The organism is Roseospira navarrensis, from assembly GCF_009601025.1.
Lineage (GTDB): Bacteria > Pseudomonadota > Alphaproteobacteria > Rhodospirillales > Rhodospirillaceae > Rhodospira > Rhodospira navarrensis.
This window is the reverse complement of sequence record NZ_WIVE01000009.1, coordinates 43,419-68,268: the sequence shown is the minus strand read 5'-3', so window position 1 is coordinate 68,268 and position 24,850 is coordinate 43,419. Positions and strand designations below refer to the sequence as shown.

At 70.7% G+C, this 24,850-nt stretch carries 25 protein-coding genes, 1 pseudogene and 1 riboswitch; of the genes and pseudogenes, 16 read left to right on the top strand and 10 right to left on the bottom strand.

What is annotated here, in order from left to right:
* Positions 1–29: 29 nt before the first annotated feature.
* The 3 genes and pseudogenes from GHC57_RS04955 to GHC57_RS04945 form a co-directional block, all read left to right on the top strand.
* Entirely contained in the window at positions 30–2,333 is a 2,304-nt protein-coding gene (locus tag GHC57_RS04955) for a GumC family protein (RefSeq protein WP_246152143.1), read from the top strand.
* A complete protein-coding gene (locus GHC57_RS04950) occupies positions 2,323–3,090 on the top strand; it encodes a hypothetical protein (RefSeq protein ID WP_153341791.1) in 768 nt (255 codons plus the stop codon). Before GHC57_RS04955 ends, GHC57_RS04950 begins: the two co-directional genes overlap by 11 nt.
* A pseudogene (locus GHC57_RS04945) lies at positions 3,087–4,301 on the top strand (O-antigen ligase family protein); the annotation flags it as partial. The gene GHC57_RS04950 and the pseudogene GHC57_RS04945, both read left to right, overlap by 4 nt.
* A 252-nt stretch (positions 4,302–4,553) precedes the next feature.
* Here the strand turns inward: GHC57_RS04945 and GHC57_RS19855 are convergent.
* Entirely contained in the window at positions 4,554–5,312 is a 759-nt protein-coding gene (locus tag GHC57_RS19855; RefSeq protein WP_153341787.1) for a methyltransferase domain-containing protein, read from the bottom strand.
* Positions 5,313–5,354: 42 nt separating this feature from the next.
* Entirely contained in the window at positions 5,355–6,278 is a 924-nt protein-coding gene (prpB, locus tag GHC57_RS04935) for a methylisocitrate lyase (RefSeq protein WP_153341785.1), read from the bottom strand.
* Positions 6,279–6,466: 188 nt separating this feature from the next.
* On the opposite strand from prpB, the gene GHC57_RS04930 reads away from it, so the two are divergent.
* From GHC57_RS04930 to GHC57_RS04920, 3 genes are all read left to right on the top strand, one after another.
* Entirely contained in the window at positions 6,467–7,042 is a 576-nt protein-coding gene (locus GHC57_RS04930) for an exopolysaccharide biosynthesis protein (RefSeq protein WP_153341783.1), read from the top strand.
* 68 nt (positions 7,043–7,110) lie between these two features.
* Positions 7,111–7,893, top strand: a complete 783-nt coding sequence (locus GHC57_RS04925) for a CBS domain-containing protein (protein ID WP_153341781.1) — start codon at positions 7,111–7,113, stop codon at positions 7,891–7,893.
* A 35-nt stretch (positions 7,894–7,928) separates the two neighbouring features.
* Positions 7,929–9,332, top strand: a complete 1,404-nt coding sequence (locus tag GHC57_RS04920; protein ID WP_153341779.1) for a class II fumarate hydratase — start codon at positions 7,929–7,931, stop codon at positions 9,330–9,332.
* 16 nt (positions 9,333–9,348) lie between these two features.
* Here GHC57_RS04920 and GHC57_RS04915 read toward each other — a convergent pair whose 3' ends face one another.
* Complete coding sequence (locus GHC57_RS04915; RefSeq protein ID WP_211369121.1) at positions 9,349–9,828, bottom strand: phosphate-starvation-inducible protein PsiE; 480 nt, start codon at positions 9,826–9,828, stop codon at positions 9,349–9,351.
* Between the two features lie 410 nt (positions 9,829–10,238).
* Between GHC57_RS04915 and GHC57_RS04910 the strand changes: the two genes are divergently transcribed.
* The 6 genes from GHC57_RS04910 (at position 10,239) to GHC57_RS04885 (ending at position 14,870) form a co-directional block, all read left to right on the top strand.
* Positions 10,239–10,913, top strand: coding sequence for a hypothetical protein (locus tag GHC57_RS04910; RefSeq protein WP_153341777.1), 675 nt, complete (start codon positions 10,239–10,241; stop codon positions 10,911–10,913).
* 467 nt (positions 10,914–11,380) lie between these two features.
* Positions 11,381–11,530: a NepR family anti-sigma factor gene (locus tag GHC57_RS04905; RefSeq protein WP_153341775.1), complete on the top strand. Its 150-nt coding sequence runs from the start codon at positions 11,381–11,383 to the stop codon at positions 11,528–11,530.
* A gap of 67 nt (positions 11,531–11,597) precedes the next feature.
* Positions 11,598–12,170: a sigma-70 family RNA polymerase sigma factor gene (locus tag GHC57_RS04900; RefSeq protein ID WP_153341773.1), complete on the top strand. Its 573-nt coding sequence runs from the start codon at positions 11,598–11,600 to the stop codon at positions 12,168–12,170.
* A gap of 144 nt (positions 12,171–12,314) precedes the next feature.
* Positions 12,315–12,542, top strand: coding sequence for a hypothetical protein (locus GHC57_RS04895; RefSeq protein ID WP_153341771.1), 228 nt, complete (start codon positions 12,315–12,317; stop codon positions 12,540–12,542).
* A gap of 201 nt (positions 12,543–12,743) precedes the next feature.
* On the top strand, positions 12,744–13,694 hold the full coding sequence (locus tag GHC57_RS04890) for an OmpA family protein (protein WP_153341769.1): 951 nt from the start codon (positions 12,744–12,746) through the stop codon (positions 13,692–13,694).
* A gap of 138 nt (positions 13,695–13,832) precedes the next feature.
* Entirely contained in the window at positions 13,833–14,870 is a 1,038-nt protein-coding gene (locus GHC57_RS04885; protein ID WP_153341767.1) for a sodium:calcium antiporter, read from the top strand.
* Positions 14,871–15,044: 174 nt separating this feature from the next.
* Here the strand turns inward: GHC57_RS04885 and GHC57_RS04880 are convergent, their stop codons facing one another.
* The 3 genes from GHC57_RS04880 to GHC57_RS04870 all read right to left on the bottom strand — a co-directional run bounded on the left by GHC57_RS04880 (position 15,045) and on the right by GHC57_RS04870 (position 16,424).
* Entirely contained in the window at positions 15,045–15,707 is a 663-nt protein-coding gene (locus GHC57_RS04880) for a hypothetical protein (RefSeq protein WP_153341765.1), read from the bottom strand.
* Positions 15,708–15,917: 210 nt separating this feature from the next.
* Positions 15,918–16,190: a hypothetical protein gene (locus GHC57_RS04875; protein WP_153341763.1), complete on the bottom strand. Its 273-nt coding sequence runs from the start codon at positions 16,188–16,190 to the stop codon at positions 15,918–15,920.
* Positions 16,191–16,247: 57 nt separating this feature from the next.
* Positions 16,248–16,424: a DUF1328 domain-containing protein gene (locus tag GHC57_RS04870; protein ID WP_153341761.1), complete on the bottom strand. Its 177-nt coding sequence runs from the start codon at positions 16,422–16,424 to the stop codon at positions 16,248–16,250.
* A gap of 186 nt (positions 16,425–16,610) precedes the next feature.
* On the opposite strand from GHC57_RS04870, the gene GHC57_RS04865 reads away from it, so the two are divergent.
* On the top strand, positions 16,611–16,844 hold the full coding sequence (locus tag GHC57_RS04865; protein WP_153341759.1) for a hypothetical protein: 234 nt from the start codon (positions 16,611–16,613) through the stop codon (positions 16,842–16,844).
* A 61-nt stretch (positions 16,845–16,905) separates the two neighbouring features.
* Here the strand turns inward: GHC57_RS04865 and GHC57_RS04860 are convergent, their stop codons facing one another.
* Together GHC57_RS04860 and GHC57_RS04855 are read right to left on the bottom strand one after the other, a co-directional pair.
* Complete coding sequence (locus GHC57_RS04860; protein ID WP_153341756.1) at positions 16,906–19,464, bottom strand: YbcC family protein; 2,559 nt, start codon at positions 19,462–19,464, stop codon at positions 16,906–16,908.
* A complete protein-coding gene (locus GHC57_RS04855; RefSeq protein WP_153341754.1) occupies positions 19,461–21,098 on the bottom strand; it encodes an NADH-quinone oxidoreductase subunit L in 1,638 nt (545 codons plus the stop codon). Before GHC57_RS04855 ends, GHC57_RS04860 begins: the two co-directional genes overlap by 4 nt.
* Before the next feature lie 110 nt (positions 21,099–21,208).
* On the opposite strand from GHC57_RS04855, the gene GHC57_RS04850 reads away from it, so the two are divergent.
* Positions 21,209–22,120, top strand: a complete 912-nt coding sequence (locus GHC57_RS04850; protein ID WP_153341752.1) for a LysR family transcriptional regulator — start codon at positions 21,209–21,211, stop codon at positions 22,118–22,120.
* Between the two features lie 70 nt (positions 22,121–22,190).
* Here GHC57_RS04850 and GHC57_RS04845 read toward each other — a convergent pair whose 3' ends face one another.
* On the bottom strand, positions 22,191–23,024 hold the full coding sequence (locus GHC57_RS04845) for a nickel/cobalt efflux transporter (protein WP_153341750.1): 834 nt from the start codon (positions 23,022–23,024) through the stop codon (positions 22,191–22,193).
* 18 nt (positions 23,025–23,042) lie between these two features.
* Positions 23,043–23,369, bottom strand: a complete 327-nt coding sequence (locus tag GHC57_RS04840; RefSeq protein WP_153341748.1) for a metal-sensing transcriptional repressor — start codon at positions 23,367–23,369, stop codon at positions 23,043–23,045.
* 92 nt (positions 23,370–23,461) lie between these two features.
* A riboswitch (cobalamin riboswitch) is annotated at positions 23,462–23,691 on the top strand.
* 194 nt (positions 23,692–23,885) lie between these two features.
* Between GHC57_RS04840 and GHC57_RS04835 the strand changes: the two genes are divergently transcribed.
* On the top strand, positions 23,886–24,188 hold the full coding sequence (locus tag GHC57_RS04835; RefSeq protein WP_153341746.1) for a hypothetical protein: 303 nt from the start codon (positions 23,886–23,888) through the stop codon (positions 24,186–24,188).
* Between the two features lie 23 nt (positions 24,189–24,211).
* Positions 24,212–24,841: a cobalt transporter CbiM gene (cbiM, locus tag GHC57_RS04830; protein WP_153341744.1), complete on the top strand. Its 630-nt coding sequence runs from the start codon at positions 24,212–24,214 to the stop codon at positions 24,839–24,841.
* Positions 24,842–24,850: the final 9 nt, after the last annotated feature.

Sequence of the window (24,850 nt, the reverse complement as noted above, 5' to 3'; positions counted from 1 at the left end):
CGACAGGGATGGGGACGCGCGTGAACCTGATGCATGAAACGCCGGCACCGGCCGAGGGGCGGCGGCGGCGCACGGACGAGGGGCCCGGCGGCGCGGCCCGGCAGGCCCGGACGGACGACGCCCTGGACCTGATGGCCATCCTGCGGATGCTCTGGCGTCGGCGGGCGATCATCCTGGGCACCATCGTGGTGTTCATGGTGCTGGCCACGCTGATGCTGGTGCAGGTCAGTCCCCGCTACACGGCCACGGCCCTGCTGACCCTGGAGGCCCGCCAGGAAAGCGTGATCGACATCGAAGCGGTCATGTCCGGTCTGTCCCCGGACGCCAGCGTCATCAACACCGAGCTGGATGTGCTCCAGTCGGGACGCCTGCTCGGCAAGCTGGTGGACGCCCGCAACCTGACCGACGATCCGGAGTTCAACAGCGCCCTGCGACCGCCGAACCCGATCGTGCAGTACCTCGACCCCCGCACCTACATCCCGCCCGAGTGGCTGACGGCGCTGGGCCTGTCGCCCGAGGCCGGCCCGGTGCTGTCCGAGGCCGAGCAGCGCGCCCGGCAGCGCAACCGCGTGATCGACGCCGTGGGCGCGGCGCTGTCCGTGTCCAACCCCGACCGCTCCTATACCATCCGCGTCTCGTTCGAGACCGGCAGTCCGGACAAGAGCGCGGCCCTCGCCAACACGCTGGCGGATCTGTACCTGACCGACCAGCTTGAAGCCAAGTTCGAGGCCATCGAGCGCGCGACCCGCTGGCTCGGCACCCGCATCGGCGACCTGCGCCAGCGCGTGCGCGAAGCCGAAGTGGCGGTCCAGCGCTTCCGCGAGGAAAACCAGATCATCCAGGCATCCGAGCGGGTGACGGTCAGCGAACAGCAGCTTGCCGAGCTGAACTCGCAGCTCATCACCGCCCAGAACGACCTGACGGCCGCCGAGGCGCGCTATGCCCAGGTCCGGGACCTGGCGGACCGGGGCGCCATATCCGCGCTGGGCGCGGTCCTGGACTCGGCCCTGGTGCAGCGGCTGCGCGAGCAGGAGGCCCAGATCCAGCAACGCCGCGCCGAGATCTCCAACCGCTACGGCGAGCGGCATCCGGAGGTCTCCAAGGTCAACGCGGAACTGCAGGACATCCGCGGCAAGATCGCCGTCGAGGTCAACCGCATCGTCGCCGGCATGGGCAACGAGGTGCAGGTCGCCCGGGGCCGTGTGAAGGCGCTGGAAACCCGCCTGGACGCCCTGAAGGCCACCAGCTCGAATGTCGAGGCGGCCCGCGTCGAACTGCGCGAACTGGAGCGCGAGGCCGAATCCAGCCGCGTGCTGCTGGAAAACTTCCTGTCGCGGTCCAAGGAAACCGCCAGTCAGGAGGGCCTGCAACAGGCGGATGCCCGCATCATCTCGGAGGCCAAGCCGCCGGCCGCGCCATCCTATCCGAAAAAGAAGCTGGTCCTGGCCGTCGTGCTGGTGCTCGCCTCCGCCGTGGGCGTCGGACTCGCGATCCTGCTGGAGGCCCTGGACCGGGGCTACCGCAGCCTGGACCACGTGCAGCGCGACACCGGCGTGACGGGTCTGGGCATGGTGCCCCGCCTGCCGCGCGGCAAGCTGCGCGGCAAGGCGCCGTTCGACTACGTGGTGCGCAGCCCCACCTCGGCCTACGCGGAAGCCCTGCGCTCGGCCTTCAACACCCTGACCTATGGCCGCACGCCGCCACCGCGCACGGTGCTGGTCACCTCATCGCTGCCCGGCGAGGGCAAGACCACGCTGGGGCTCTGTCTCGCCCGGCTGCTGGCGCGGGCCGGCGACCGCCGGGTGCTGTTCATCGAGGCGGACCTGCGCCGGGGGCGGGTCTGGCCCACGCTCTCCGGTCGCGCCAAGGCCAAACGCGACGAGGACCGGGCGCCCACCCTGGACGCCTACCTGTCCGGGGCCGAAGCGCGCTGGCAGGCGTGCGTCATCACCGACGAGGTCTCCAACCTGGACCTGATCCTGGGCTCGGGCCAGGGCCGCGACGTGCAGACCCTGTTGCGCTCCGACCGCATGGCGCACCTGGTCGAGGCGGCCCGCGAGCAGTACAACCTCGTGCTGATCGACTCGCCGCCGGTGCTGGCGGTCTCGGACGCCATCGTGCTCAGCCGCCTCGCCGACACCACGGTGCTGGTGGTGCAGTGGGCCGCCATGGCGCGCGACGGCGTGAAGTCCGCCGTCGCCATGCTGGACAAGGCGGATGTCGAGATCGGCGGCGCCGTGATGACGCAGGTGGACCTGCGCAAGCATTCGCGGTACGGCTACGGCGATTATGCATCCTATTACGGGCAATACGGCCACTACTATGCCAACTGACACGCTTGACACGCCCCGTCCGCGCCGCGCCTTCGGCATGCGCGACCGCGCCGCCGCGCTGGTCCTGGGGCTGGCGGCCCTGGCCCTGATCGCGGTCGGCGTCCAGGGCCTGCGGCGCGACCTGGACCGCATCCCGCCGACCCAGTACGTCCAGGCCGCCGCCGACCGGATGCAGGGCGAGGACGAGGCCCTGCGCACCGAGACCCGCGTGCGGACGATCGCGCTCTACGAGGCCATGGCCCCCGCCGCCCGGCGCGGCGAGGACCTGCGGCGATGGGCCGGGGTGCATCTGATGATCGCCGATGACGCCGCCGCCGCCGAAGAGGCCGACCGCGCCAGGGCCCACGCGGGCACGGCGGCCGCGCTGGCGCGCCGCTCCCTGCGGCACGACCCGGTGCACCCCAAGACCTGGGCGCACCTGTCCCATGCCCTTTGGCTGGAGCAGGCGGAGCCGGCGGCGGCCTTCGGCGCGCTGCGCCAGTCCTATGCCTTCACGGCGGTCGAACCCGAACTGACGGGTTACCGTCTGGAACGGGCGCTTGATTTGAGCAGCGTCTGGACCGTGCCCTTCATGGCCATGATGCGCCAGGACCTGCGCGGGCTGCTGGCCTTGCATCCCGGCGACGACGTGGCCCGGGCGTTTCAAACGCGGGCCGCCGCGTCGGACCGGCTGGCGTGGCTGGGCGAGGTCCTGACCCGGCGCGACCCGGCCTTGCGCGACCGCTGGCGCCTGCATGCCCCGGAGATCGGATTATGAGCCCCGCGCTTGGTGCCGCCGGCGGCCGCGACCGCAGCGCCCCCCTGAGGGGGCCAATGCGAGGGCCCTCGTTCTGGTGCCTGGTGCTGCTGGTGGTGTTGAGCCCGATCCCGTTCGGCAGCGCCCGCCCCGTGTGGATGGACCTCATCTCCGTGCTGGTGGGCCTGGGCCTGCTCAGTTACGCGGTGCAGCGCTGGCGGCTGGGGCGTCCGATGCCGCTGGCCGACCTGCCCCGCAGCCTGTGGATCGCGGGCGCCCTGGTGGGCGTCGTGGTCATCTGGGCGCTGCTGCAGGCCCTGCCCGCCCTTGCCGCGCTGACGGGCTGGGCGCATCCCGCCTGGGGCGAGGCCGCCCGCGCGCTGCCCGCCTCGGACCTGCCGGCGACGATCTCCCTGGTGCCCGAGCGGACCCTTGCGGCCGTGGGGACATGGGTGACCTGGATCGGCCTCGCGCTGCTGATCGCGCTGCATGCGCGGCGGGAGCGCAACGCCACCCTGCTGCTGACCGTGTTCGTGGCGGTGCAGGGCGTCTGCGCGGCCTATGGGCTGGCCATGGTGCTGTCGGGCCTGGATCTGGTGCTGTGGTTCGAGAAGGAGGCCTATTTCGGCACGGTCACCGGGCCGTTCATCAATCGCAACAGCTACGCCACCTATGCCGGACTGGGCGTGCTGGCGGCCCTCGCCCTGCTGCTGCGCCATGTCCGGCGCGTGGCCGACGGAGACGCCGCCCTGCGCACGCGCGTGCTGATGGCCGTCGAGGACGGCCTGTGGTCCCAGGGCGTGCTGCCCGTGGCCGTCATCGCGGTCGGCACCGTGGCCCTGCTGCTGACGGAATCCCGCATGGGTCTGGTGGCGTTCTGCGCCGGCACGGTGGCCTTTCTGGGCCTGTGGATGGCGCGGATGCGCCCCGGCCTGCGCCGGGTGGGGCTCGCGCTGGTGGGCGGGGTGGTGGTCCTGCTCACCGTCAACGTGATGCTGAGCGCCGACGGCACGCTGTCCCGCTTCGCCACCGTCGAGACCGACGCCGACACGGGCCGTTTCGCCGTTTACCCGCTGATGGTGGAGGCCATCCAGGACCGGCCGTGGCTGGGGCACGGCCTGGGCACCTTCGAGTCCGCCTTCCGCCTGTACCGCGACGACACCGTGACCAAGTTCCTCTATCGCGGTCACAGTGACTGGCTGGAACTGCCCATGGACCTGGGCCTGCCCGCGGCCGGTCTGGTGTTCGTCGCCCTGCTGCTGTTGACGGCCCGGGGCGCGCGGGGTGTCGCCCGCGCGCGCGAGCCGGAACGGCCCGTGCTGGCGGTCGCGGCGGCGGTGCTGGTGGGCGTTCATGCCACCATGGACTTCAGCCTGCAGATCCCGGCCGTGATGATCGCGTTTCTGTTGCTGCTGGTGTCCGGCCTGACGGTCAGGGCGCACCGGCCACCCGGCCGATGCCCTCGTGTCAGAGGCGGGGTGGGCTCACCCCGTTTTCCGGATGAAGATGAACCACGCGGCCCCGAACGCCGGCGGCATCAGCCAGAACACGACCTTCATGACCCACCAGGCGGGCACAAACTGGCCGAAATAGGCCGGCTCGCCGTTCCATGACAGCATCACGGTCTTGAACCGATCGGGCGGGAAGTACCGCGTGATCCGTCGTCGGGTGTTCAGTGTGTACGTGGTCGGAAAGACATCCTTCTCTTTTCTGTGCCGCTGCACCCTGCGCAGGACGTGATTGTGGAAGGCGTTCGGCACCAGATTGGCCGCCACCCCCACATAGCCCCACCGATTCGGCGTGCGCGCGCAGACCCAGCCGCCCGGTTTGAGAACCCGGTCAATCTCCTCGGCGAACCGTCGGGGCTCGGCGATGTGCTCGAAAACGGCATCCGACACGATGAGGTCAACGGACCCATCCTCCAGCGGAAGACGGCCATCGGCCCCGATCAGGCGGGCCTCATCGACCAGAGGATTGGTGAGCACCACCGGATCCACATCGACCCCGATGACGCGGGCGCATTTGCCCTTCAGCGTGGCCAGACTGCGGCGATAGGCGCATCGGTCCTCCGAGACACTGCCGCGCCCGGCGCCCAGATCGACAACCGTATGGTCCGGCCCGATCAGGGCGTTCACCCTGTTGTAGAACTGCACGGTCCCATCGACGGACGAGAACCCCCCCGCCACGGTTTCCGGGTAACACGCCAGTTTCGCGGGCTCCCCCACGGCGCCTTGTTCGTTCATTGCCCATCCCCTGTCCTCGGCCGGACCAGCCAAGCCACGCGCCTACGATCCCTCCACCGGCGGCGGCACCACCGAGCGGATGATGGAGCCGTCCAGCGCCTCGTACCCGGCCAGATCGAGAAGATCATACAATTCGGCGCGGGTCTGCATCTCCGGCAGCAGGCTTTCTGTCGAGCCCTCGCGCCGCAAGGTCTCGTAAAGGCGGGCCTGCGCCTTGTTGGCCACCCGCAGCGACGACACCGGCCAGATCACCATGCGATAGCCCAAAGCCTCGAACTCGGCGGCCGTCAGGTGGGGTGTGCGACCGAACTCGGTCATGTTGGCCAGCAGCGGCACACCCGGCAGGCGCTCGGCGAAGGCCCGGAACATGTCGGGGCTGGTCAACGCCTCGGGGAAGATGGCGTCCGCGCCCGCCTCCACGTACAGACGGGCGCGCGCCACCGCGCCGTCGAGCCCCTCGCTGGCCGCCGCGTCGGTGCGCGCGATCACCACCAGATGCCGCCGCGCCCGCGCCGCCGCCGCCACCTTGGCCGCCATCTCGCGCGCATCCACCAGCGTCTTGTCGTTCAGGTGCCCGCACTTCTTGGGCAGGCGCTGATCCTCGATATGGACCGCGCCGGCCCCGGCGTCCTCGAACGCACGCACCATGTGCATGACGTTGAGCGCCTCGCCGTAGCCGGTGTCGCCATCCACCAGCACCGGCAGAGCGGACGCCCGCGCCACCTGCCGGATGAAGAAACACACCTCGTCCACGGTGATGAGCCCCAGGTCGGGCAGCCCCATGGAGGCGGTCATGGCCGCCCCGGACAGGTACAGCGCCTCGAACCCGGCCGCGCGCGCCTGCAACGCCGCCATGCCGTTGTGCGCGCCGGGCAGCCCCAGAATGCCGCCGTCCCGCGCCATGAGCGCGCGGAATCGGGTCCCGGCGGGCTCCCGGGGTGTATCCTGACCGACCAGATAGGGCATGGGCGTCTCTCCTGTGGGTCCCGACCTCGTGATCCTGATCGGCGATCGACCGGACTCGTCCGGATCAACGCGGATCAGAACACCGGGCCACGAGAATGGCCGGGGAGGCCGGCCCCCGTCCAGCCCGCAGGAACCCCGACCGGCCTGAGGCGTTGACCGGGTAGCCTGACGACGGAGGACCGAATCGCATGCCGCAGTCCGTGAACGGAGTTTTCGACGCCCTGGAAGACAGCGCGGCGCAGAAAGACACGGTGTCCGTGGACACCCTGCTGTCGGCGCTGGGCCGGCGGACCTATGGTCCGATCGTGTTCGCGATCGGGCTTGTCATGCTGTCCCCGATCAACTGGATCCCGGGGGCGGGAATCCTGCTGGCCACGGTCCTGACCCTGATGCTGGCGCAGAGCCTCATTCGGACAGGGCCGCCCTGGCTGCCCCGGCGGCTCGCCGATGCCGCCGTGGACGGCGACAAGGCCGTGGGCGCGATCCGGAAAATCCGCCCCTGGCTGGAACGTCTGGCGCTCATCTCGCGGCCCCGGCTGCGCGACCTGACCCAGGGGCCCTGGCGGGTGGCCGCCATCCTGGTCATCATCGCCACGGCGCTGTCCATGTACCCTCTGGCGATCATCCCGGGGGGTGTGGGCCCGCCCTCGCTGGCGATCACGGTGTTCGGCCTCGCCCTGACCGTCGAGGACGGCCTGTTGATGATGGTCGCCCTGGCGGTCGCCGGGGTCGCGTTCGGACTGGCGGGCTGGGCGGTGCTGTAGCGACCGCTCGGCCCGGACTCGGGTCCTCGCCAGAGCCCCCACGGTCCCGTGAAGGAGGAACCGCCACCATGCCCACCGATGACACACGCACCGAGCCAACCACTCTGATGCGCTATCAGATCGGCGACATGACGCCGTCCGAACTGATCGCCCGCGAGGAACTGTCCCGGCGCGACAAACTGGCCGTGCTCCGCCAGTGGGAGCACGACGCCCTGGAACTGCTGGTCGCCGAGGAGGAGAACATGGGCGGTGGCCCGTCGCCGCCGCTGTCCGAGATCCGCGACGCCATGCGGGCCCTCAATACCGATCGCGACCCCGACCGCCCGGACACCACCGCCGGGGCCGTGATGACGCAGGGGGTCCGCACGGTCCATTCCGACAACCGAATCGCCGACGCCGCCCGACAGATGCGCGCGGAAAACGTGGGCATGCTGATCGTGCTGGACGGCGACCGCGTGGTCGGCACGGTGACGGACCGCGACATCGCGGTGCGCTGCGTCGGCAAGGACCTGGACGCCCGCGCGCACGCCGTCTCGGACATCATGACCAACCGCGTGGTGGCCTGCCCCACCCAGCACACCATCCGCGAGGCCGCCGACCTGATGGCCCGCGAAGGGTTGCGCCGCCTGTGCGTGGTGGACGAGCATGGCGGGCTGGCTGGCGTGCTGTCGCTCGCGGATCTGGCCCTGGGCGTGGACGGCGATGCGACCGTGGGCCGCGTGCTGCGCGCCATCACCCGCGCGCCGGCGTCCGGGGACACCCCCGCGGATCAGGCGACGTCGCGCCACAGCGAGAGCAGCCACCCGGGTGGGCTGCACGTCTACAACATGAAACCGGCGGTCGGCGGCTGACGCCGGTCCGCCGTCGAAGACCGGAGACCTTCGCCATGTCCGGCCCACACGACCGGGAGGAACGCGACAGCCTCGGCCCCGTCCGGGTGCCGGCGGATCGCTACTGGGGCGCTCAGACCCAGCGGGCGCTGGAGAACTTCCCGATCGGGACCGAGCGCCTGCCGCCCGGGCTGATCCACGCGCTCGGGCTTCAGAAACAGGCCGCGGCCCGGGCCAATGTGGCGGTGGAGGCGCTGGACCCCGAGTTGGGCGCGGCCATCGAGGCGGCCGCCCGCGAGGTGGCGGACGGCCTGCTGGACGATCACTTCCCCCTGCCCGTGTGGCAGAGCGGCAGCGGCACCCAAACCAACATGAACGCCAACGAGGTGATCGCCAACCGCGCCAACGAGCGCCTCGGCCAGCCGCTGGGGGCCAAGGCGCCGGTGCATCCCAACGACCACGTCAACCGCAGCCAGTCATCCAACGACACCATCCCGACGGTGATGCACCTGGCCGCCCTGCTGGCCCTGCGCGACCACCTGTCGCCGGCGCTGGACCACCTGGCCAACTCCCTTTCGGAGCGCGCCGCCGCGTTCGGCGACCGTGTCAAGAGCGGGCGCACGCACCTTCAGGACGCCGTGCCCGTGACGCTGCGTCAGGAGTTCCAGGGCTACGCCGCCCAGGTCGAGGGCGCGGCCGGCCGCCTGCGCCGTCTGTCCACCGACCTGCTGCCGCTGGCTCAGGGCGGCACGGCTGTGGGCAGCGGCCTGAACTGCCCGCCCGGGTTCGTCCCCCGCTTCCTGGCCGAGGTCGGCGGGCTGACCGGCCTGGACGTGACGGAGGCCCCGGACCACTTCGCCGCCAACGCCGCCCATGACGTGTTCGTGGACCTGTCCGGCGCCCTGGGCGGCACCGCCGCCGCTCTGGCCAAGATCGCGGGCGACATCCGCTTCATGGGCTGCGGGCCGCGTTGCGGCATTGGCGAACTGGCCCTGCCCGCCAACGAGCCCGGCTCGTCGATCATGCCGGGCAAGGTCAATCCCTCTCAGATCGAGGCGCTGTTGATGGTCTGCGCCCAGGTGGCGGGCCATCACGTGACGGTCCAGCAGGCGGCGGCCGGCGGGCAGATGGAGTTGAACACGGGCAAGCCGGTCATCATCCACGCCGTGCTGTCGTCGATCCGGTTGCTCGGGGACACGGCGCGGTCCTTCGCCGACCGCTGCGTGGCCGGTCTGACGCCCGAGGACGACCGGCTGGCGGAGATGGCCGGGCGCTCGCTGATGCTGGTCACGGCCCTGGCCCCGGCGGTGGGCTATGACCGCGCCGCCGAGGCCGCCCACAAGGCCGCGCACGAGGGCACGACCCTGCGCGAGGCCGTGCTGACGCTGGACCTGCTGGACGCCGAGTCCTTCGACCGGCTCGTGGATCCGCTGGCCATGGCGACGGGCGCGGGCGGCTGAGGGCCGCGCGGGTCCCTCAGGACCCGTCCGCCCCCGCCTCCCGGTTCTGCGCAAACGCATCCTCGTCGTGGTCCTGCGCCCGGCCGTCGCGCATCACCGGATGGCCGGTCGGCCGGTCGCCCAGGCTGCGATCCACAAGCCCCCGCAGCACCGGCGAGCGCATCAGCACCAGGGCCACGGCCAGGATGAGGATGGCCGTCGCCTCGAAGAAGATGGCGCGCGGATCCATCTCCTTGCTCTGCAGCACGATCAGCCGCGACAGGGCCGTCATGGCGATCAGGATGGGATACAGAAACGCCGCCCGCTCCCGCGCATAATAGACCTTCACCATGCTGAGCACCTCGGCATACAGGAACAGCAGCAGAATGTCGGCCAGGGTCACGACCCGACTGAGATAGACCGACCAGATCTCCAGCCCGACCGCCGCGATCGTCGCCACGACCACGAGTCCGAGCAACATCCGCTCGGCAATGCCGATGAGGTGGGTTGGGCTCATGGTGCGCCTCCAGGGGGGGATGGGAGGGTGTGGAACGGATCACGCGGGTGCTCACGCGGGTGCGGCCGCGCTTGCCCCTGCGGGCTTTCATACAACGCCCCGCGCGGCGGGCGGTTGCATGTCGGCGACCGCGCGCGTCGAGTCGCACCCCCTCGCCGGACGGCCCCGCGCGGTTGCCACGAGACCGTCCGAGCGAACAGCCAGCGACCGTTACACCCGCAAGTTCAGCAGGGTCTTGGTCGGACAGAACCGACCCTCTAACGGGTAAAACCATCGGCCCCGCCCTCTCGTTGCGATCACACAACGACTGCGCTTGAGGCGCGGTCGCAGCGCCCGCAGACTTGCGAGGGAGGCACCGGGGGACCATCGGAGCGCCCGCGTCCAGGGGACGTGGCGAGAGGAGGCCATCCATGAGACACGCCAAGATCGGGCTGACCGCCGTGGCTGCCGTGTGCGGCCTGAGTGCCGCATCCACACATGCAGCCGTGCTGACGGAGATTCCGCCGACGGGCTTCACCAGTTCAAACACGCTGTTCGTGACCGGCGACAGGCCGCTCGACACCATTCATCCTGAGATCACGTTCAGCAGCACCACCGCGATCCTGCCGGCCAACGACAACCAATTGCCGCGCACGGGGATTTCGTTCATCAGCCCGGCCCCCGGAAGCGGCACCCAGCGCGTATCCGTGTCGTTCGGCGACGGCATCGATGTGTTCGAGGTCGGCAGCTTTTTCGGCAATGACGACGACCGAAACCCATTCCTGCAGGACATGACGTTCTATCTGGACCTTTATGACCGCGGCGGCACCTATCTTGGCCGGACGTCGGCGGAGGGCCAGGGCAACGACCGGATCGACACGTTCCTGGGCCTCAGCAGCGACGTGGCGATCGGCACGGCGGTATTCCGCGGCGATTCCAACTACGTCGACCGCACTGCCTTCATCGCCCTCGACGACCTGACATTCGGGTACGAGACCGACAGCCAGACGGTGGTGCCGGTTCCGCCCGCGCTGCCTCTGATGCTGGGGGCGCTTGCCAGCCTCGGCGTCCTGCGTGCCGGCCAGCGGCGTCAGGCACATCCCTGACCGGGCCCCATCGGTCCGGGGCCGCCCCCTCCAGGGGGCCTCAGGCGTTTTGGAGAGGCCGGGCCCCCGCCCGGCCTCTTTGCATGCCGGAATGACGCCCCACCTCCTTCTTGCGAATGAGTCTCTTGATCCGCTCGGCGGCAAACCACGTCTCCTTTCGTATGAAATGCGGGTCGTGGAACCGATACACGGCGTGAAACGTTTCCGTCCAACGTTCGTCCCTGGGCCGAGCAAACGCCAGGGGCGGTAACACACGGACCAAGAGGCGAGGGGGCCACGAAGTCTCGACGATGGCCCCGTCGCGGTCCCTGAACGGGCGGAGCGAAACCATGTGGCTCACAGCAGTCTCCCCCGGTCCACGGCGGTCCATCGACGACCGTACCCCGGGGGGCGGAAACTGGCGCGGCGATCGGAGCCCGCGCCACGACGAAACCAACGCGGCAGACAGCAGCAGCCGCGACGGCAGAATGACCGTGCAGCCGGAGACAAACACCGATCATTGGGTGTCCGCGCATCTGCGGCGCGCCTATGCGGAAGTGGCCGAAGAACCGCTTCCCGAGACCTTCAGCGCTTTGCTGACCCGCCTCAAGCGGAGCAACGGCCCAGGGTCCGAATGAGGGCGCGCCAGACCGCGCCCATTCGGGGCCGGCTGGCGCGGCTCCCATCGGATGAAAGGAGGCGTCCATGGCGTCCTTCAATGACCAGCTCATCGACGCTTTGCCCCACATGCGCGCCTTCGCGCATTCCCTGACCAACGACCGCGCGCTCGCGGACGACATCGCCCAGGAAGCGGCGACCCGGGCGCTGGCGAACGTGGAGTCCTATCAGCCCGGCACGAACTTCCGCGGCTGGGTGTTCACCATCCTGCGCAACACGTTTTATTCCGAACACCGCCGGAAATGGCGCAAGAGCGAGCAGTCCGACGAGGACGCCATGCTGGCCCATGGCGAACCGAGTCACCAGCAGGCTCATATGGAGATGGACGACTTCCGTCGCGCCTTCGCCCGTCTGCCGGAGGAACAGCGCGAGGCCATGGTGCTGGTCGGCGCCTGCGGCTTCGAATACGAGCAGGCCGCCGAGGTGGTGGGCTGCGCGGCCGGCACCATGAAGAGCCGCGTCTCCCGGGGTCGGCGCGACGTCAAGGCCCTGCTGGAGCACGACCAACTGGATCAGCCTCGCGCGGCGGCGGACGCCGCCCCGGCTCTGGACAAGGCGGTGGCGCAGGTCGATCATCGGTACGCTCTGTCTCTCTCCTGATCCCCCCTCGCAGTCACCCGACGGCCCGGCGGAACCCGCAGCGGGCCCCGGACGTTGATGAGACAAGCAGACCCTGAAGCACCCTCAAGCGGTGCCGGGGTGACGTCATCACCGTATAGACCAGACCCGCGAGGGAGACCCACCATGACCCTGCGAACGACTCTGGCCCTGGCCATCGCCGCACCGCTGGCGCTGGGGGCCTGCTCCAACATGACCGCGCAGCAGCAGAGCACCGTCAGCGGCGGCGCGGCCGGCGCCGGCCTGGGCGCCGCTGGCGCCGCCATCACCGGCGGGTCGGCCGCCGGGGGCGCGGCCCTGGGCGGCGCCGTGGGTGCCGCGGCCGGCTTCCTCAAGGAAGAACTGCGCGAATAGCCGCACGGCGCGCGCCCCGCCCTGCCTGGGTGGGGCGCGCTGACCGGCCCGTCCCCGGGGCCGGTCTGTCTTCCCTCCCCGCTCCTTCCCCGTTCCCACCGTCTGAACCGATCCGGCCTGCCCCGTCTGGCCCCGTGGCGCCAATCGCGCGTCACCGCGCGTGCCGGGCTCGGGGTGGTCGTGTGATACGGAGGCACCATCATGATGCTGAAGCACCCTCTGCCGCTCCGCGCGATCGCCGCCGGCGCCCTGATGGGCGTCGGGCTGGCCTCGCCCGCCCACGCGCTGTTCGGGTTCGAATCCATCAACGCCATGCGCGGCGTCCAGATCGACGCCGACGCCCCCACGTTCGAGGAACAGGCGATCCGCTACTACAAGCAGTTCAGCCTGTTCGAGGCCGACACCATGGGCGACTGGTACGACGCCGAGCACTTCGCGGAGAAGGGCACCGCCATCGGCCATGGCGAGCCGGTCCGGCCCGCCGTGGCCGCCGAGCAGGGCATCACCGACGAGCATTGGCAGTCCCGCCTGGACCAGGCGCGCAAGGCGCTGATGACCGTCCTCGACACCGACGGCCGTCAGGTCGCTCCGAAAGCGACCGCCTTCGCCCTGGTCAGCTATGACTGCTGGGTCGAGCAGGTGCAGGAAGGCCATCAGCAGGCGCACATCGACGCCTGCCGCTCGCAGTTCCGCGACGCCATGACCGTGATCGCCGCCCTGGATGCGGCCACCGGATCGCAGGTGGTGGCCGAGGCGGTGGTCTACTTCGGCTTCGACGACGCCACCCTGACGCCGGAAGCCCGGACGGCGCTCGACGACCTGGAGCAGCGCCTGGACAATCCGGACCGGGTCGCCATGCGGGTGGTCGGACACACCGACCGCGCCGGCTCCAACGAATACAACGAGGCGCTGTCCCAGCGCCGCGCCACCGCCGTGGCCGAGGCGCTGACGAACATGGGCCTGACCGTCGAGCAGATCGACACCCTGGCCCTGGCCGCCGAGGGTGAGACCGAGCCCGCCGTGCCCACCGGCGACGGTGTGCGCGAGCCGCTGAATCGCCGGGTCGTGGTGCAGGCCGTGGGGCGGTCCGCCCCGGACGTGCTGGTGGTCGGCGCCGAGGATCCGCCGGTGCTGGAATCCCGGCTCTGGTAAGCCCGGACGGCATCCGGCCCGCCTGATCGGGTCGGGCGCGCCCCCTCCTTCCAACGTCCCAGCCGCCCCGGGATGGCCCGCCGTCGGGCGAGGCCGTCCCGGGGCGTGGCGTTTCCTCCCCCCGAAGGACCCGCCCCCATGCTGTCATCCCTGTCGCTGCCCTTTGTGGTGGGCGCGTTCGTGCTGGCCGGGCTCGTCATCGCCGGCCTCGGCGTGCGCATGACCGCCCTCGCCGACCGTCTCGCCGACCGCACCGGCCTCGGCGAGGCCGTGGTCGGCGGCGTGCTGCTGGGTCTGGCCACGTCGCTGTCCGGCACGGTGGTGTCCGTCACCGCCGCGCTGGACGGCCGGGCCTCGCTGGCGTTCGCCAACGCGGTCGGCGGCATCGCCGCCCAGACCGCCTTCCTGGCCCTGGCGGATCTGCTGTTTCGCCGCATCAACATGGAACATGCGGCCGCCGAGATCGCCAGCCTGGTGCAGACCGCTCTGCTGGCGCTGCTGCTGAGCGTGACGCTGGTGGCCGCGACCGGCCCGGAGGTGGCGGTGTGGGGCGTCCATCCCGCCTCGCTGGTGCTGGTGATCGTCTATGTCCTGGGCACCCGGACCGCCTCGCGGGTGCGACAGGCCCCCATGTGGCACCCCGAACGGACGCTTGAGACCCGCGAGGACGAACCGGAGGAGGATCAGGCCCCGCCCGGGTCCGGCGGCGGCACCGGCCCGCTGATCGGGCAGTTCATGGTCCTGGCGTTGGTGCTGGGGGTCGCGGGCTGGGTGATCTCCAAGACCGGCGGCCGGCTGTCCGACCTGCTGGGCATTTCCGAGACCGCCATCGGCGCCCTGCTGACGGCCGTCACCACCTCGCTGCCCGAGCTGGTCACCACGCTGGCGGCGGTGCGGCGCGGCGCCCTTCAGCTCGCCATCGGCGGGATCATCGGCGGCAATACCTTCGACGTGCTGTTCCTGACCGCCTCGGACGTGGCCTACCGCGACGGCTCGCTGTATCACGCCGTGGGCACGGCCGACCTGTTCTGGCTGGCCATCGGCGCCGCCATGAGCATGGTGCTGCTGCTGGGCCTGGTGGTGCGGGAACGCCAGGGCATCGCCGGCATCGGCTTCGAGAGCGTGGGCGTGCTCGGGCTTTACGGGCTGGCCATCGCCGTCCAGGTGATGCGGTGATGCTGGCCCTGCTCCTGGGGGCGGGATCCGGGCGCCCCAGAAAAAGGGGCATCACGGAAAAAAGCCGGGACCCGGCGAAAAACCGGCTCCCGGCGGACGGCCCTTCTGGGGCGCGAGGAGAGGAAACGGGATCATCCCTTGGGATTGCGACCCGTGGGATTACGACTTTTCGGATTACGACTGGGACTCAGCGTCCTCCTCCAGGGTCACCACCGAGTCGGCCTCCAGCACGCGCCCTTCCATGAAGTCGCTGTCCATCATGCCGGTGACGCTGACCCGGTCGCCCCCGTCGATCTGCTGGAACCCCTGGTCGTCCAGCGGGTTGTAGGCCAGGGTATCGACTTCGACGGTCAATTCGGTCGGACCCACATCCAGCACGAATTCCTCGGCCGGCTCATCGACCGACGTCACCGTGCCGATGGTCCGGGTCTGGCTGATGACCACCGGCGGCCCCACGGGCCAGGAGGCCATCATCTCTTCCTCGTCCAGGCTGCTGGCGTGGAAGGTGGTGTTCAGGTCCTCGACGAACACCCGGCTGGCCTCGATGGTGTCGGCGGCGAACGTGTTCTCGTCCACGGCGCCGTACACCGTGACCTTGTCGCCGTCCACCAGGCCGAAGGCGTCGGCGTCGGTGTCCCAGTCATCCATCTCGACGGTGATGACACCGTCCCCGTAGTCCATGACGAATGCCGAGGGGCCGGTCGTCACCACGGTGCCGCTCAGGCTGATCCAGGACCCATCGGGCTTCTGATACGGCTGTTCCTGGGCCAGCGCCGGCGCGGCGGTCAGGCCCAGGGTGCCCGTCGCAACGACGATCGCGGTGAGTGTGCGGGTCATGATGCACCTCCGTGTTCGCGGTTGCAGATCCGTCTTCGATCCGATTTGAACCGGGGCCAGCGGTCCCCGATCCGCTTCTGGTCCGTCAACGCCAACACCCGGACACGCGTTGCATGGGAACCTGGGGAACCGGGGGGAACCTGGCCTGAATCGAAACGGCCGGCCCCGAAGGACCGGCCGCGCCGACATCCGGGTCGGGACGATGCCCGCTTACCGGCTCTTGTCGGACTCGATGATGCGGGCCACCTTGTCCCGCGCCGCTTCATAGGCGCTCTGCGTCTCGTCGGAGGCGTTGGACCCGGCCTCACGCAGCGTGTTGGACTGCGCCTCAAAGTCCTGCCACACCGTGTCCGCGATGCGGGAGTCCGGCGTGTCGTCTCCGCCGTCGGACGGCACATGCTGGCGCATGTCGTCCCACTTCTCCTTCAGCGCCTGAACGTCTTCCCGGGCGGCCTGGGTGTAGCGGTTGGTGGTCATGCCCATCTTGACCCTCCTGTGTCTCTGGGGGGCGCCGACGCGGCGTCGCGACCCTGAACCGGATCACAGACGGGACCGGCGGCCGTTGAACACCGACCCGACCACACCGGCCGCGAACAGCACCAGGAACACGATGAACAGGATCTGCGCGATCCCGGCCGACGCCCCGGCGATGCCGCCGAAGCCCAGAACACCCGCGACCAGGGCGATCAGCAGAAAAGCAATGGTCCATCCAAGCATGATAACCTCTCTCTCTTTCCAAACGGTCTGGTCCCGGAACAACGCCGGGGCCGCGCCCGGGGTTCCGCGGCCCGGCCCGTTCAAAAGGAGTCCATCGGCGCGAAGGTCCGGAACCCGGCGGCGTCCGGCGCGTTGAAACCGCCGAGACGGACCCATCCGCCCATCAACCGGACAAGGAGATCGATCATGCTGAAGACCACGCTGGCGGGCCTTGGCCTCGTGGCCGTTCTCGGCCTCGCCCTGTACGGCGGGTACGCGTTGGTCCGGCCCGAGCCCACGCCGCAGGAAGCGGCCGCGCAGCAGACCCGCGAGGCCATCGAAGACATGGGCCGGGCCGTCGAGCAGATCGGCGAGGCGGTGGGCGCGGAGGTCGATCGGGCCCTTCAGCCCGGCGGCGAGGGCCAGCCGGACCGTCCCTGACGCAACGGGACCCCGACCGCGCTATTGTGGCGGTCAGGGCCCGCCCGCGCCGTATCCGGGATCAGGAGGCCACGCGCAGCCCCGCCGTCGGATCCCGCACCGGCCGCCAGCGCAGGCCGCCCTCGTACCGATGGGCGATCGCGCCGGTTTCGTCCATCGCGAACAGGAACAGCCAGCCGTTGTCCAGCAGATCCCGGACCAGCGGGTGCGTCTCGATGATGCCGTTCATGGCCGCGATGGGCGCTTCGATCACCACGCACAGGCGCAGCGGGTCGTGGATCAGCCGTTCGCCGTCGTGGATGGACTGCATCGGCAGCCCCACCCGCAGGTCGCCGCCGTTGCCCTCCAGCACGCCCAGGGTCCCGACCACGTTGTGCAGCGTCTTGTTGCCGCTGCCGTAGACGCGGTTGTCCACCGTCGAGGCGTAGTACTGCAGGCTGATCCAGCTCGCCACCACCATCGGCGCCGTCATGATGAGTTCAAGCGTGCCGTAGCCCTCGTCCCGCCTCCAGTCGTAGCTGTGCAGGAAGCTGCGGCCCCCCAGGTCGAGCCCGGCCGTGCGCGACCGGGGGGCGGCGATGAAGGCGGCGCAGCCGGCCAGACCCCACTCGGGCCGGACCTGGCTCCAGTCCCGGGCGCGCGCCAGCACCTGGGCGTCCACCGGCGCGTTGGGGTCCAGATTGAGGATCCCGGCGCGCTCCGCCCGCGTCAGGCGGGCGGCCCGCTCCAGCCAGCCGTCCAGCGCGGCCAGATCGTCGGCGTGCGAGGCCGGCACGGTCTCGCGATCGAAGATCCGCAGCGCGTCCGTGGTGGTGTCGTGCAGCGCGCCCAGAAACACCGTGTCCGCCGGAATATCGATGCCGCGCGCCCGCAGGCCCGCGCGCACCGCCGGATCGTTGAGCACCCCGGCCGCGACCCGGGCGTTGGCCTCGCCGGTGTGGCCGCCGCACGCGCCGCAGTCCAGCCCCGCCGCGTGCGGATTGTTCACGGTCGTGGAGCCGTGTCCCACCAGCAGCACCAGCCGCCCGAACCCCTCGGTCATGGACATGGCCGTCAGCATGGCCTGACCCATGTCGGTGCGGGTCTCGTCGGTGAAGCCGGTCGGGCGCCCGATCAGGGTGCCGGCATCGAGATTCGGCGCGAGGCGGGCCTTGACCTCGTCGTCCAGCCCGTCCGACGACGGATGCGGCACGGTCCGTGACCAGCCGAACGTATCGGTGACCAGCTTGGGCAGATAGGCGAGCCCCACCGTCTCGACGAAGGCGAACGAGGACACGGCGGCCATCTTGAACGACTTCCATGCCTTGCCCGCGCGCCGCCGCATCAGGCGCAGGCCGTGGATCTCGGCGTCCTCGTCCGGTGTGGCGCCCGTGACGGTCTCGCACACCGTGACCTGGGGGGTCAGCAGCACCGGACATTGCGGCCCCCCGTGGGTGTGGCCGACCGGCACGTACTCGATGGGAAAGCCGAAGAAGCCCGCGAAGCCGATGGTCTCCACCTCCGGCGACAGGCTTTCCAGCGCCCGCCGATAGACCTCGGAGCGGACATCGATGCAGAACGCCGCCTGCACGCGCGGGCGCTCCGTCGCCCCGGCCCCGGCGGCGCGCGGCCCGGCGAGCCGATCCGTCAGGGTCCGCTGCCACGCGAGGTCATAGGCGGTCTGCAACACCACATCGACGGTCTGTTCGGCCGACGGCGCGGCGGGGGCCGCCGCGCGCGCCCGGGCCTCGTCCCAGGCGGCGTCGAACCCGGGCCGGCTGCCCAGGCAGGCATGCAGGACCACATCCCAGGCCAGCCGGACGGCCAGAACTTCGGTCAGCGTCTCGTCCGGTTTGCCGTACAGGGCCTTGTCCCACACCTTGTAGCGGGCATAGGCGGCCCAGCCGCCGACGCTCATCAGCAGCCGGTGGAAGTAGGCGTCCAGGTGCTCGGTCCCCAGCCCGAGCCGCTGAACGCCCTCGGTCAGGGCGGCGTCCGCCGTCTCCGGCAGGCGCGCGGCAACGGCCCCGCGCGCGCCCGTCAGGCCCATGACCTCCGGCGTGCGGTCGAACACGGCCATGCGCCGCCACGCGGCGTAGGGGCCGTCGGCCCGGCCGGCGAGCGACCAGGGCGCCTGGCCCTCGTCGAACTGGTCGGCCGCCCAGGCGGAAACGCGCTCGACGACGAAGCCCGCCCAGTCCTCGCCGGTCACCGAAGTGGCGACATCGGCCACCGTGGGCAGCGGGTCGGGCGCGGGACCCTCGGGTGTCGCGCGGGTCGCCTCGACCAGCGCGGCGGCATCCCGGGGAAGACCCGGCGTGGCCGGCGCCTCCCGCAGCGCGGCCGCGAGGTCGTCCATGGTGATCCGGCCCGCATCCAGGGCGTCCAGGTAGAACCGGCGCGGCATGGTCAGGCGCGCCCCGGCCGCCCGATCCATGACGGCGGCGGTCTGGGCGAAGCCGTGGTCGTGCAGCCCGTGCCACGGGTTGACGGCCACGAAGGTCTTGAGCGGCCAGACCGGGGCGATCCGGCCACCGGCCCGGGCCGCGGCCTCACGGACGGCGGCGGGGTCGGGGCGGGCCGTCGCCGGGATGGCGGCGGAGGACAGCGGCGCGGCGGAAGCAATCGCGGTGGCACTCATGACGAGGTCCTCCCCTCGGGCTCGGTGGACAGGGACACGGGCGCGGCCGGCGCGGGCGTGAAGCGCGCCCGGTCCATGGCCCCGATCAGGCGGTCAAACAGGGCGTTGGCGTACAGCCCGTTGGCCAGATGGACGCGGGCCGCCTGCCAGGCCGGGCGGGTGGTCCGCGACGGCTCGACGATCTGCAGCACGGTAATGGCGGTGAACACGGCGATGAGCAGCCCCATCACCACGATGGCGACGGAGTCGGCGGGCGGCGGCGGCGGCACGGCCCCACCCAGCAGAGCCCCGGCACCGGCGTGGAGGGCGAAGTAGGCCACCGTCACCACGCCGCCCATGGCCACCGTGCGGCCGACCACGTAGGGGCTCGGGCGGCGCACCCCCACCATGGCCTGCGCGAACAGCACGGTCAGGGCCATGACCAGGATCGCGCCCATGGCCAGCAGTTGGAGGGGCTTGTCGGCGATGCTGCCGGAGACCCAGGCGAGTCCGGCGTACAGGGCCAGCGCCAGCCCCACGCTCACCAGCACACGGCCGGCGCGGGGCGGGGTGGCGTCGGGGATCCAGGCGGCGCGCTTGATCTCCACCACGCTGCCCGAGGAGAGGAAGGCGTGCGCCTTGTAGAGCGAGTGCGCGACCAGATGCAGCACCGCCAGCGTGAACAGGCCCAGGCCGCACTGCAGCAGCATGAACCCCATCTGGGCCACCGTGGACCAGGCGATGGAGACCTTCACGCTCGGTTGGGTCAGCATGACGGCCGCGCCGAACAGGGCGGTGACGCCGCCGACGATGGCCAGCACGTACAGAGCGCCCGGCGCCAACAGCAGCACATCGGCGAACCGGATCGCGAGGAACCCGCCGGCGTTGATGAGCCCGGCATGCAGCAAGGCGGACACCGGGGTCGGCGTCTCCATGACCTCGGTCAGCCAGCCATGGGTCGGGAACTGGGCCGACTTGAGCAGCGCGGCAAGCGCGATCAGCACGGCCGCCACACCCACCGTGGCCGGGATGGCCGCGTCCGACGCGGCCGAGGCCCGCTCCAGCAGCGTGGCGATGTCGGTGGTCCCGAACGCCCCGGCCAGCAGCACCGCCGCGCCGACCACGCAAACGTCGCCCAGGCGGGCCACGATCCATTTCTTGCGGGCCGCCAGCAGCGCCTTGCGCCGCTCCGGGTAGAACACCAGCAGGCGATGGAACGCGAGGCTGGTGGCGATCCAGGCCGCCGCGAACAGCACCAGATTGCCGGCCGTCACCATCAGCATGACGGACGCGAGGGTCAGGCACAGACCGCCGATGAACGGCCCCTGGCGCGGGTCGCCATCCATGTAGTTGCGGCTGAACTGGACCACCAGCACACCGACGAAGGCGACCAGCAGGAACAGGGTGACGCTCAGCGCGTCCAGCCGCATCGACAGGCCGAGGCCGTTGGCGCCGATCAACGGCGAGGTGGCCGGACCCTGCACCGCCACGAACAGGGCGGCGGCGATGGCCAGGCCCAGGGCGCCAACGGTCGCGACCCGGGATGCGGCGAGAACCCGGCGGGGCCGGGGGGCCGGATCGCGCCCCGCCACGACGGCGACGGCGATCAGGGCCAGGGGGGCCAGGAAACCCCAGAGGGCAAGGTCGGGTGACATGATCTCCTCCCGAAACGGCTTGACGCTGCCGTGTCAGGTGGCATGCCCCTTTGCTAAACTTAAATACAATGATTGAAACGTATCGTTCTGTTTCGGAGATAAGCCCGGCCATGCCGCTGAACTATCACCATCTGCGCTATTTCTGGGCCGTCGCCCACGAAGGCAACCTGACCCGGGCGGCGGCGCGGCTGAACGTCTCGCAGTCCGCGCTCTCCAGCCAGATTCAGAAGCTTGAGGACCGCCTCGGCCACGCCCTGTTCGAGCGGCGCGGCAAACAGTTGGTGCTGACGGAGGCCGGACGGGTGGCCCTGGATCACGCCGACACCATCTTCGCCGCCGGCGCGGAACTGGTGGAGACCCTGAAGGGCGGCGTGGCCCCGCCCCGTCAGGTCCTGCGGGTGGGGGCGCTGAGCACGCTGTCCCGCAACTTCCAGGTGGGCTTCCTGCGGCCGATCCTGGGCCGGGACGATGTCGAACTGGTGGTCCGCACGGGCAGCCTCGCCACCCTTCTGCCCGCGCTGGAATCCCACGAACTGGACGTGGTGCTGACCAACCGCGCCCCCCTGCGCGACGCCGCCACCCCCTGGGTCACGCACACCGTGGCCGAACAGCGGGTGGCCCTGGTGGGGCCGCCGACGCGGGTGCATCCGGGCGCATCGGTGACCGACCTTCTGGAGCGCCACCCCCTGATCGTGCCGTCCTTCGACAGCGGCATCCGCGCCAGCCTGGACAGCCTGCTGGTCCGCCTGCGCGTCCGCCCCCGCATCGTGGCCGAGGCCGACGACATGGCCATGATCCGCGCCCTGGCCCGCGAGGATCTGGGGCTCGCGGTCGCCCCGCCCATCGTCATGCGCGGCGAGGTCGCGGCCGGCACCCTGGTTGTAGCGGGCGACCTGCCGGGCCTGATCGAGACGTTCCACGCCGTCACGCTGGACCGGCGGTTTCCCCATCCCCTGCTGCGGGAGGTGCTGGGCCGCCCCATCGACGCCACCGCGCAGCCCGTGCCGCCCCCCTCATACTGATCGGGGTAGACCCGGACTCGTCCGGTTCATCGCCTTCGCCGCTTCGCGGCGCCGGCGCAGTCGGGCGGTATCAGACCCCGGACCCGGACGCCACATGGCTCCAGCCCAGGACAATCATGCCCAGGCCGATCAACCCAATCAGAAGGGCGGAGACGGATGGGGCCCAGGCCAGCCATCGGTCCAGGCGACGGGTGCGCCGCGAGACCGCGCGCAGGCCCACGGCGGCGACCACACCGGCCGCGACCAGGGTGGCGGCGAGGCCGGCGCTGAACGCGCCCACAAGCCCGACACCCAACCAGATGCGGTCCAGATGCAGGCACACAATCAGCACCGTGATCGCCGCCGAACAGGGGATCAGCCCGCCGGTCAGGCCAAACAGCACCACCTGACCAGTGGTCGCGCGCCCGCCGGCCGCCGCAGCGCCGCCGAACTGGGTTTCGATCGCGCGGGCATGAGCCTCCGCATGCGCATCCTTTATCCCCTCCCCGGGGTCGGGATGATGATGGTCATGATGATGAGCCCCGGTGTGGTCATGATCGTGGTCATGGTGATGAGCCGGCGCGGCAGACCGCCGCGCGCGGTGCCCCATCCAGGCGGCAATCATCAGGATGATGGCGCCCGACGCCATCATGAACCAGGGCTCCAGATCCTCGCCGATCATCGACTCCCCGAAGCGCAGCGCCAGCAGCGCCAGAATCCAAACGATCAGGGTGTGCGACACGGCCGCCGACAGGCCCAGCAACACGGCCTGCCCCACCGTGCCCCGCACGGCGACGATGAACGCGGCCATCATGGTCTTGGAATGACCGGGTTCCAGCCCATGCAGCGCGCCCAGCGCCAGCGCGGTCCCGGCCAGAAACGCGGGTTGAAAGGTCCCCTCGGAGATGGCGACGGCAAGATCCATGGCGCGCGGGTCCTGTGCCTAGAGATAGCGGGAGATGTCCTTGAACTCGGCCAGCACGGCCTTGGCGTCCGGTCCGTCACGCAGCACACCGTCCAGGCAATGGTCGATGTGGTCGCGGATGAAGACCTGCTTGGCCTGACGCACCGCCGCCTCGACCGCCGCCAGTTGCTGGGCCACGTCCACGCAGCGGCGTTCCTCCTCGATCATGGCGCTGATCTTGCGCAGGTGCCCTTCGGCCCGGCGCAGGCGCTTGACGATATCGGCGTGGGTGGCGTGGGCCGCCGGCGCGTTTTGTTGCGCCGTCTCGGGGAGAATCTCGGGGAGGGTCTCGGGCTGTGCGGACATGGGGCACCGTGCAATGCTGGGGTCAAGGCACGATCCTATCCCCCGGGAGGGGTTCCCGTCAAAGGCACCTTGACACCCCATCGGCGAAGGGGTTTTCTGAATGCATCGACGGTTCCCGGGCGCCACGCGGCCCGGGTGAAAAGGGAACACGGTGCGGCGTACCCATCAGGGACCTAATCCGTGGCTGCCCCCGCAACTGTAAGCGGAGAGCCGGCGTCATCAGGCCACTGGACCCACCGGGCGAACACCCCGCCGGTCCGGGAAGGCGATGTCCGTGCGACGACCCGCGAGCCAGGAGACCTGCCGTCGAGGCGTGCCGTTCCGCAAGGGCCGGCGCGGGTTCACCGGACGCCGGGGTGCGCGTCTGGCGTTGGAAGCCGGCGGCAGCCCCGAGTCTCGCTCGTGATCCCCTGTCGCCCCTCTCCGCGCCGCATTCTCCCCGACCGTCCTTTCATTGTCCGCACGGGCCGGCCCGGACACGGCGGCCCCTGTGCGCGCCTTGGGAGCGACGCTCACATGACCCTTCGCAAGACCGCCTTCGCCACCGCCTTAGGCGCGGCCCTTCTGCTGCCGGCCGCCGCCGGGGCCCATTTTCAGCTCAGCTACACGCCGACGGTGCAGATCGACCGCCCGGGCGACGTGCCGGTCAAGCTGATCTTCTGGCATCCGTTCGAGAACGGCCATGTGATGGACATGGAGGCCACCAGCACCACCAACCCGGGCTTCGCGGCGCTGGGCTCCGGCCCGGACACCGACCACGAGGGCAAGGCGCTGAGCCAGGACGCGGTGATCTGGATCCGTGCCTACGACCTGCAATAGCCCCTGCACCGGAGGAGGTCGCCATGCATATCGTTGATGGAGCCCTGAGCGCCCCGGTGCTGATCGGCGGTGCCGTCGTGGCCACGGGCGGGCTTGCCCTGGGCCTGCGGTCGCTCACCCTGGAGAAGATCCCGGCCGCAGGGGTGCTGAGCGCGACCTTCTTCGTCGCCGCGCTGGTCCACGTGCCCATCGGGCCGTCCAGCGTGCATCTCATCATGAACGGTCTGGCCGGGCTGGTGCTCGGCTGGGCCGCCTTTCCGGCGCTGTTCGTGGGCCTGCTGCTGCAGGCCGTGTTCTTCGGCTTCGGCGGAGTCACCGTGTTGGGCGTGAACACGGTCGCCATCGCGCTGCCGGCGGTGATGGTCGGCCTTGCGTTGCGCCCGGCGGTCAGCGGGCCCGACGCCCGTCTCGCCGCCCTGGCCGGGCTGGCCGCCGGATCCCTGGCCATCGTGCTGACCGCGCTGACCGTCGCCCTGGTGCTGTGGCTGTCGGGCGATGCCTTCCTGGCCGCCGCCAAGCTGGTGGTGATCGCCCACCTTCCGGTCGCGGTGATCGAGGGCCTGGTCTGCGCCGCCGCCGTCACCCTGATCCATCGCGCCAAGCCGGAGCTGTTCGCCGCCCTGGCGGGCCCCGCCACCCTGCGCCCGGCCTGAGGAGGGACC